At 44.0% G+C, this 8084-nt stretch carries 11 protein-coding genes and 1 pseudogene; 6 read left to right on the top strand and 6 right to left on the bottom strand.

What is annotated here, in order from left to right:
- On the bottom strand, nt 1-624 hold a 624-nt coding region (locus tag P8P30_03860; protein MDG1286683.1), incomplete at its 3' end, for an IS1595 family transposase.
- Nucleotides 625-674: 50 nt separating this feature from the next.
- Here P8P30_03860 and P8P30_03855 point away from each other — a divergent pair.
- Nucleotides 675-1461: pseudogene (locus tag P8P30_03855) on the top strand (IS1595 family transposase).
- On the top strand, nt 1454-1627 hold the full coding sequence (locus tag P8P30_03850) for a hypothetical protein (protein MDG1286682.1): 174 nt from the start codon (nt 1454-1456) through the stop codon (nt 1625-1627). Before P8P30_03855 ends, P8P30_03850 begins: the two are co-directional and overlap by 8 nt.
- 141 nt (nt 1628-1768) lie before the next feature.
- On the opposite strand, the gene P8P30_03845 is transcribed toward P8P30_03850, so the two are convergent.
- Together P8P30_03845 and P8P30_03840 are read right to left on the bottom strand one after the other, a co-directional pair.
- A complete protein-coding gene (locus P8P30_03845; protein MDG1286681.1) occupies nt 1769-1969 on the bottom strand; it encodes a hypothetical protein in 201 nt (66 codons plus the stop codon).
- Nucleotides 1969-2304, bottom strand: coding sequence for a hypothetical protein (locus P8P30_03840; protein MDG1286680.1), 336 nt, complete (start codon nt 2302-2304; stop codon nt 1969-1971). The genes P8P30_03845 and P8P30_03840 overlap by 1 nt, the downstream gene beginning before the upstream one ends.
- A gap of 82 nt (nt 2305-2386) precedes the next feature.
- Here P8P30_03840 and P8P30_03835 point away from each other — a divergent pair, with 82 nt between their 5' ends.
- Nucleotides 2387-2614 (top strand): helix-turn-helix transcriptional regulator, encoded by a 228-nt coding sequence (locus P8P30_03835; protein ID MDG1286679.1) that lies wholly within the window; start codon nt 2387-2389, stop codon nt 2612-2614.
- Between the two features lie 141 nt (nt 2615-2755).
- On the opposite strand, the gene P8P30_03830 is transcribed toward P8P30_03835, so the two are convergent.
- From P8P30_03830 to P8P30_03820, 3 genes are all read right to left on the bottom strand, one after another.
- Nucleotides 2756-3016, bottom strand: a complete 261-nt coding sequence (locus P8P30_03830; protein MDG1286678.1) for a hypothetical protein — start codon at nt 3014-3016, stop codon at nt 2756-2758.
- A gap of 256 nt (nt 3017-3272) precedes the next feature.
- Complete coding sequence (gene pdxH / locus P8P30_03825) at nt 3273-3860, bottom strand: pyridoxamine 5'-phosphate oxidase (protein ID MDG1286677.1); 588 nt, start codon at nt 3858-3860, stop codon at nt 3273-3275.
- Entirely contained in the window at nt 3857-4435 is a 579-nt protein-coding gene (locus tag P8P30_03820) for an L-threonylcarbamoyladenylate synthase (protein MDG1286676.1), read from the bottom strand. The genes pdxH and P8P30_03820 overlap by 4 nt, the downstream gene beginning before the upstream one ends.
- A gap of 41 nt (nt 4436-4476) precedes the next feature.
- Here P8P30_03820 and P8P30_03815 point away from each other — a divergent pair, with 41 nt between their 5' ends.
- From P8P30_03815 to P8P30_03805, 3 genes are all read left to right on the top strand, one after another.
- Nucleotides 4477-5013 carry a methylated-DNA--[protein]-cysteine S-methyltransferase gene (locus tag P8P30_03815; protein MDG1286675.1) on the top strand — a complete coding sequence of 179 codons (537 nt, stop codon included), beginning with the start codon at nt 4477-4479 and terminating at the stop codon, nt 5011-5013.
- Between the two features lie 598 nt (nt 5014-5611).
- Nucleotides 5612-7462 (top strand): aspartate--tRNA ligase, encoded by a 1851-nt coding sequence (gene aspS, locus P8P30_03810; protein MDG1286674.1) that lies wholly within the window; start codon nt 5612-5614, stop codon nt 7460-7462.
- Nucleotides 7462-8031, top strand: a complete 570-nt coding sequence (locus P8P30_03805; protein MDG1286673.1) for a transcription antitermination factor NusB — start codon at nt 7462-7464, stop codon at nt 8029-8031. Before aspS ends, P8P30_03805 begins: the two co-directional genes overlap by 1 nt.
- The last annotated feature ends 53 nt before the right edge of the window (nt 8032-8084 follow it).

Genomic DNA, 8084 nt, shown 5'->3' with positions numbered 1-8084 from the left:
GTCTGCCAGTAAGTCACTTGGTGTGCCCATATTAAACCTCCACTCACATTCTTTCAAGAACAGATTAAAATGCTCTTTTGGTACGCCATTGAACTTGCGAAGATGGCGTTTTGCCTGATTCCAAAAATTCTCAATACCGTTTATGTGGTTAAATTTTTTCTCGGCAAAGTGAGTGCTGTGATTGATGCGATGGTGATGAAACTCTGACACATCCAGCGCGTTGTAAGAACGATAGCAGTCAGTGTAAACAACGCTGTCAGGCTTTACTTTCTGCCTAATAATGGACATTAACGTGTCGGTTTTCGTATCTTGAATAACCTTGGTGTAAACTTTTCCACCTCGTTTCAAGATACCAAAGACGACTGTTTTTCCTGCTGCTCCTCTGCCTCTTTTTCCTTTGCGGACACCGCCGAAATACGATTCATCTAGCTCAATGTCACCACAAAACTGTTCAGTGCGCGCTTGCTGTTTGAGGGCTATTTTTTGGCGCAATTTATGGAAATACCGGACAGCGCTATTGCGATGAATACCTGCTAAATCAGCTGCTGTTCTGGCCGTAGAACCCGCAATGAAATATTTTATCAACTCTAACTGCTTATTTCTCGATAACTTACAATGCTTTATATACATCAATAACTCCTAACAATTTAAATGTTTGGTGTCAGCCCCTAGATATTAGTGAGTGTAAAAACCATAAACCTATGCCATATCGCTGTAAAGACTGTCGCAAGCACTTTAGCGTTCGCACTGGTTCAGTGTTAGCAGAATCACGTTTGCCGCTTCATAAGTGGTTAATGGCGATGTATATGATGACGAGTGCCAGAAAGGGCATACCATCAACGCAAATGGCAAAACAATTAGGTGTCACCCAAAAAACGGCATGGTTTTTAGCCCAGCGTATTCGTGAAACATGGATGCAAACACCAATGAAAGGTGAACAATTAACTGTTGAAGTCGATGAAACATTTATCGGTGGCAAAAAAAGAACAAACACGCAAGTAAGTGATTGAAGGCTGGTCGTGGTGCTGTTGGTAAAATGGCTGTATTAGGTATTAGAATCGTGATGGTCAAGTGGTTGCACAACCTGTTTCAGATACAACACGTCAAACGCTACATGGCTTTATCCATCAAAATGTTGAAGTTGGTAGTACGGTTTATACCGATGAATTTCCAGCCTATAAGAAAATGCATGGTTACAAGCATGAAACAGTTAAGCACTCTGTTGGTGAGTATGTGAAAAATCAAGCGCATACGAATGGAATTGAAAGTTTTTGGGCATTACTAAAACGTGGTTACACTGGAATTTACCACTATATGAGTGCCGAACATTTGCACCGTTATGTGAATGAATTTGCTTTTAGACACAATACGCATAAACTAAATACAATGGCATTTATTGACTTAACAATCGAAGGTACAGTCGGAAAACGACTAAAATATAAAACGCTTATCAATGGGTAGAAAACCAAAACATATTGTTGAACCAATTACTGACGGTTCGTTTGAAGACGTTGTTGATGCGATATTCGGCAACGAAGGTGCGCGTAAACATTTTTTTGAAGTAGTTGAAAAAGAGTTAAAGAAAAAAAAGCTGCATGAATCTCAATCATCTTCTGATGATAATTGAGTATTATCTTTAGGTTTTAAGCCGTAAGTACGCGAATCCATAGGGTATGGGTCATTTTCGGGTGATTTAGGTCGTTCAATGTAGTCGATTCGTTCACCATCACGAATTTCAAATTTGGTATCCAGTTTCTTTTCCATAGCATTATTTATCATTTTGCTGTTTTTGTCGCCATTCTTCATTTTGAGCTTGTTGTTTCTTTCGATATTCTGAACCGTCTTTCACATCTGCTTGCAAAGACATTGCCAGCCACATCAAGAACACAACTACGGCAATTGCCAATAAGATGAATCGCTTGAAACCAAACAGAGCAAGAAAGATAATACCTATGATAAGGTAAGTCATTACGCCATCATTTTCTGGTCACGAAGGATTTGAACTGCTAAATCTTCATTGAAATTGCGCGTTCTTCTCGGTGTTAGAAAGAGTTCGATGATGTACCAGATGCCAAATCCCCAAAAAGTCAGGTGAAACAGCCAGAAGAGCGATGCATGTTTGAAGGAAAAGAATTGAAAGCCAGGCAGTAAAATTGCCAGAAAATACATAAAACCAAGGCTTTTGCGCTTTCGTTTGTATTCGTCTGCAAACAATGCTTGTTCTTCATCTTTCATTTTGGCCAACGGTACTTTAACCGATGTTGGAAGTTTCGAGGCGATGCTTTGTTCGATAGATAGAGCCATTTACTTTTCCTTATGCACTTAAATTATCTGCGAATATAAGTGCAGAGAATTTAAGTGTCAACGGTCCTAGTATCCATTTGTTATGGATAAAACGAAGCAGTTTCAAAAATCACTTATAAGCGCGTTAAAGGCTGAAAGGGCTTCGCGTGGGTTAAGTCATGAAAAGATAGCTGAAAAGGCTGGAATATCGCGTCAAACGCTTGGAAAGATTGAATCTGGTAAAACGAATCCAACTATGTTGACCATGTTTAAGATTGTGGGTGCGATGGATATGACGTTGGAAGAATTTGTTGGGAAAATGAAAGTATAAATACTTCTAAATTAATAAAGAGGTATTTATGAACACAAGAACTACAACCTTACATTACTTTGCAAAACTGCTGCGAGTAACAATTCGAATCAATGGAATCAGATACGGCAAGCCTGTAAATATGGAAGAATATGAATCTTATTAAGTATTCTGTTTTATCCAATCGTTTGTTCCCTTCAATGGTCTGTAAGACTCAACATCGTCAATTCTCACTACTACTAAGGTGTCATCTTCATCAACAAACTGCTTAAAATGTTCAAGCATTTGTTTGGTGGAAGCGGTATTCTTTACTAAATAAAATGAGTAAGCTGCCTTATGACTATTTAGCTTTTCAAATTCTTTTTGAATTTTTGGATAATTCTTTTCATTATTCAAATCATAGGTAATTGCGTAAAATGGCATTTTGAAACTCCATTGTTTGAAGCTAACATAATACCATTTACCGTATTTGGCTAGTTAAGTATATAGACCCCAATTATAAATTACAAATCATACAGCTATAAATCCTGCGCAGTGTAGCAGAAGTCTAGAGAGAGAGCAATTCCTGCTAAGCGATTGTCACGCAATTGTCATATTCGTCATTGCGAGTAGGGGGGCGGTACTCCAGAATCTCTCAACAGTACTGGATTGCCGCACTTCGCACGCGCAATGACGGCGATTAAGGATTCAGCAGTGTATGTTCCCAGCCGCTGCCTTTATTGGTGTAGAGTTCGCGCTCGTGCAGGCGGAAATCGCCTTCTTGCCAGAATTCAATTTGGCTTAACGCCACGCGCCAGCCGTGCCAGTGTTCAGGGCGAGGGACCTCTGCGCCATTAAACTCGGTTTCAAGCGCTTTGGTGCGGGTCATTAGGGTTTCGAAGGATTCGAGTGGTGCAGATTGGTCGGAAGCGTGGGCGCCAATTTGACTACCGCGTCTACGACTTGCAAAATATGCATCTGCCTCTTCACCAATCACCGGTGTTACATTGCCAGAGATGCGAATCTGTCGTTTCAGCGGCATCCAGTAAAATAGGATGGATGCTTGCGGGTTGATTGAAAGCTCTTGCCCTTTTTGGCTTTGAGCATTGGTGTAAAATACGATGCCTGTTTTATCGAAACCCTTAAGCAGAACGGTGCGCACCGATGGCATGCCATCTTTGCTTGCTGTGGCGACAGTTATCGCGGTTGGCTCGTCAATCTGCGGATGGTCGGCAGCATCTTTGAGCCATTGCTGGATTCTGTCGATGGGAACATGTTGTTCGATCATGAGAGGAGTTTCGTTAGTTGGGCTTCGCTGATCACGCCTTCACGGTACATAATCAGCTTATTTTCCTTTAGCTCGGCGATGGTAGAGCCAGCGCTGCCAGTTTCGCCCTCTATGAGGTGCAAGTGAGGGAATTCCTCGCGAATAGCGTCAGCCGTAGTGCGGGGCATCTCGCCTGCCATATTTACACTGCTGGCCGCAAGTGGACTGCCAAGTTGATCAATCAATTGCGAGATTAACTCATGTTTTGGCCAGCGTAGGCCGACGGTGTAACGGTTGCCGCAAACAGCATAATCAATGATCTTGTTCGCTTGGATAGGCAGGATCAAAGTGAGTGGCCCGGGCCAGTATTTCTGCGTAATATTAGTGGCGGATTCGTTAAGTTGGGCCAGAGATTCGGCCATTTCCATCGAATTCACCAGAACCTGAAATGGCTGACCTGTAGGCCGAGCCTTCATCGCATACATTTTCTCGACGGCTTTCGGGTTGGAGGCATCGCAGATGACGCCGTAAACGGTATCGGTCGGGACGGCGACTAGCCCACCCTGTCTTAGGAGTTTAAGTGCTTGCTCAATCATGCTTGCAAATATACCGAATTAGAGCCATAAATGCTAGTATTATGAGTCAAGTTGCTAGAAGTATTGTCACTCCTGTGGGAGTTTTGTTCATTGTCGCTGAAGACGGCGCGATTCGTTACGTGCTGCACGAGAAAGCGAATGCTGGGATTTTAGTCGCCATGAGCGCGGTGGAAGTGCCGATAGATGCACCGAACGAAGAAGGCGAAAATGCCACCATGTTGGCTGAGGCCGAAAAGCAACTAAACGAATATTTCGCAGGGACTCGCACCGAGTTTGATTTGCATTTAGGTCAAGCAGGAACCTTGTTCCAGCGCCGTATCTGGAATGCGATGTCGGAAGTGCCTTTCGGCGAAACGATTAGCTATCAGGAACTTGCTTGCGAAGCGGGGCATCCGCAAGCGGTGCGTGCTGCTGGAACGGCCTGTGGTGCGAATCCATTGCCGGTTATTGTGCCCTGCCACCGTATTACACGCGCCGATGGTTCTATCGGCAAGTTCGCGCTGGGTGAGGATGTGAAAGCGGCGCTGTTGAAGCATGAAAATGAAACGCAAAAAGCGCAGCAAAAAATGAGTGCCTAAAAAAAAGAAACCCGACGCAAACTTCGTTTGTATCGGGTTCTTTGTGCCTTAGTTGGGCGGATCTTTGTTACTCATGTTATTGAGGTTTTAAAGCTGGATAATCAAAACCTTTCTAGGATTCCTTAGAAAGTTTCGTTAAACGGCTTAATCGTGCGATTTCGCCGGGTGATAATTGCTCGCGATTCTTGTTCTTTTTTTTAAGGTTTTGCAAAGCAATTTTCTGATTCTTCTTGAGTGCCATAAGAATGATGGTTTGGTTATAAAATAAAAATTTAGATCCAAATCTGGGGGTATCCAAAAGGATACGGGAAACTACACAAAAACATACAGCTACAAAATTAGTCACCAAAATAGCAGAAACCTAGAGAGAGCAATTGCTGGCGAGTGATTGTCATCAAATTGACATATATCTCTAAATCGTCATTACCCGACTTGTTCGGGTAATCCATTTGCGATTCGTGCTTGCGGCATGGATTGCCCGGATAAACCGGGCAATGACGGGGAGTGGTGGTGCAATAAGGTCGCCAAGCAACGCTTATTGACCTTATTCGCCAAGCATCCTATATATCTTCGCCTTAAAACATCGCGGAGAATCCCTATGCATCAATATCGCACGCATCATTGCAGTGAAATAACGAAAGCTGATATCGGCTCGGAAGTTAAACTTTCAGGCTGGGTGCATCGCAAGCGCGATCATGGTGGCGTGTTCTTTATTGATCTGCGCGATCATTATGGCATGACGCAATTGGTGAGTTCGGGCGATGCGCAATTTGAGGCTTTGAGCCGTGTGCGTAACGAAAGTGTGATTACGATTACCGGTGAAGTTGTGGCGCGTAGCGCTGAGGCGGTGAATAAGAATCTCGCAACCGGTGAGATTGAAGTGGCGATTAAAGAGTGGGATTTAGAGTCCGCTCCTGTGACCGAGCAATTGCCGGTTCAAGTGAATACCGATAAGGAATTCCCCGAAGACACCCGCCTGACATACCGTTTCCTCGATTTACGTCGCGAGAAGTTGCATAGTAACATCATGCTGCGTTCACAGGTAATTACGAGCTTGCGTAACCGTATGGTGAGTCAAGGTTTTACCGAATTTCAAACACCGATTTTGACCAGCTCTTCGCCTGAAGGTGCGCGTGATTATTTGGTGCCAAGCCGTGTGCATCCGGGTAAATTCTACGCGCTTCCACAAGCGCCGCAAATTTTCAAACAGCTTTTGATGGTGTCAGGGTTTGATAAATATTTCCAAATCGCACCTTGTTTTCGTGATGAAGATGCGCGTGCGGATCGTTCTCCAGGTGAGTTCTACCAACTCGATATGGAAATGAGCTTCGCGACACAAGAAGATGTGTTTAGCGTGATTGAGCCCGTCATGCATGGCGTGTTTGAAGAGTTTGGCGGAACAAAGAAAGTCACTCCAGCGCCATTTCCACGCATTCCTTACGACGAAGCGATGATGAAATATGGTTCTGATAAGCCGGATCTTCGTAACCCGATTGAACTGGCCGATGCAACCGAAATCTGGCGTGATTCAGGTTTTGGTATCTTTACAGGTATCATCGAAAAGGGTGGTCATATCCGAGCGATTCCTGCGCCGAAGAGTTCTGACAAGCCGCGTAGCTTCTTTGATCAAACGATTGCTCATGCACAAGCGCATGGGGCGAAAGGCTTGGCTTATATTACCTTCCTAGAAGATGGGACATTGAAGTCTCCGATTGCGAAGTTTCTATCAGAAGAAAAAGTGGCTGAGCTGAAGACACTCTGTGGTTTAGAGAATGGCGATAGTGTGTTCTTCGCTTCCGGTAAGGTGGGTGAGGCGGCAGAGGTTGCTGGCACGGTTCGTAACTATCTGGGAGCGAAGCTTGAGTTGATTAATGACGACGAATTTAAATTCTGCTGGATCGTTGATTTCCCTTATTACGAATGGAATGAAGATGAGAAGAAAATTGATTTCTCGCATAACCCCTTCTCAATGCCTCAAGGTGGACTAGAAGCATTGGAAAATGCGAAAACCGATGAAGAGCTACTGGCAATTAAAGCATTCCAGTATGACATTGTTTGTAACGGTGTTGAGCTTTCTTCAGGTGCGATTCGTAACCACCGTATTGATATCATGCTCAAAGCGTTTGATATTGTGGGTTATGACGAGAAGTTTGTTGAGAATAAATTTGGTGCGCTTTACCGTGCTTTCCAGTATGGCGCTCCGCCACATGGAGGCATTGCCCCGGGTGTCGATCGTATGGTGATGCTATTGGCGAATGAGCCAAATATCCGTGAAGTGATTGCCTTCCCAATGAATCAAAAAGCGGAAGATTTACTCATGGGGGCGCCAAACACGGCGGACGATCTGCAATTGCGTGATCTGAATATCCTGCTCTCTCCATCAGCACGCAAAGCGCTTGAAGAGAAGAAAACGGCAAATGTTGAACTTCCTATGGCGGATACAGCGTAATGAGCGATGAATCTATCCAGCGTAAAAACGCCTCCCGTCTTGTGTTTGTACAAGCACTTTATGGGGCGCATTTTGATATCCCTATTAAGTCAGCCGAAAGCTGGGTGAGTCAATATAACGAAGATCTACTCAGTGATGCGGATAATCCAGAAACGGAAGAAGAGCGTCATTCAGAAGAAGTGTTCCAAATGAAAACCGAAGTGACGCCAGATATGCAGTTTTTGCGTAAGTTGCTGCGCGGTTGGTTGGAGCAGAAAGCAGCCGTAGAGTATGAACTCTCGATGCATTTGGATGGTCGTAAGAAGCGTGGCTTTTCACGCCTTAGCCCCTTGATTCAGTCGGTGATTTGCGCCGGTATGTATGAGTTACATCATACGAACATAAAGAAACCAGTCGTGCTGAAGGAATATACTGATGTTGCCTCTGGTTTCTTCGATAATCCAGAGCTTGGCTATATTAACGGCATGCTGCAAGAGATGGCGGATTCAGCAAAAGCTCCTGAAGTTGATCTTGATGTCGAGACCTCTGAGGGTAATTCGGATGCGGAAGTTTCATTAAATCAAAAATAAAACGTAGGATTTCCATTTCTCCATCGTATCATAAGTACAATAACCAAACGGGG

This window comes from Rickettsiales bacterium (assembly GCA_029252805.1).
Taxonomy (GTDB): Bacteria; Pseudomonadota; Alphaproteobacteria; order Rickettsiales; family JALZUV01; genus JALZUV01.
The sequence above is the reverse complement of the archived record's forward strand: the minus strand, read 5'-3'. Positions and strand labels throughout refer to the sequence as shown.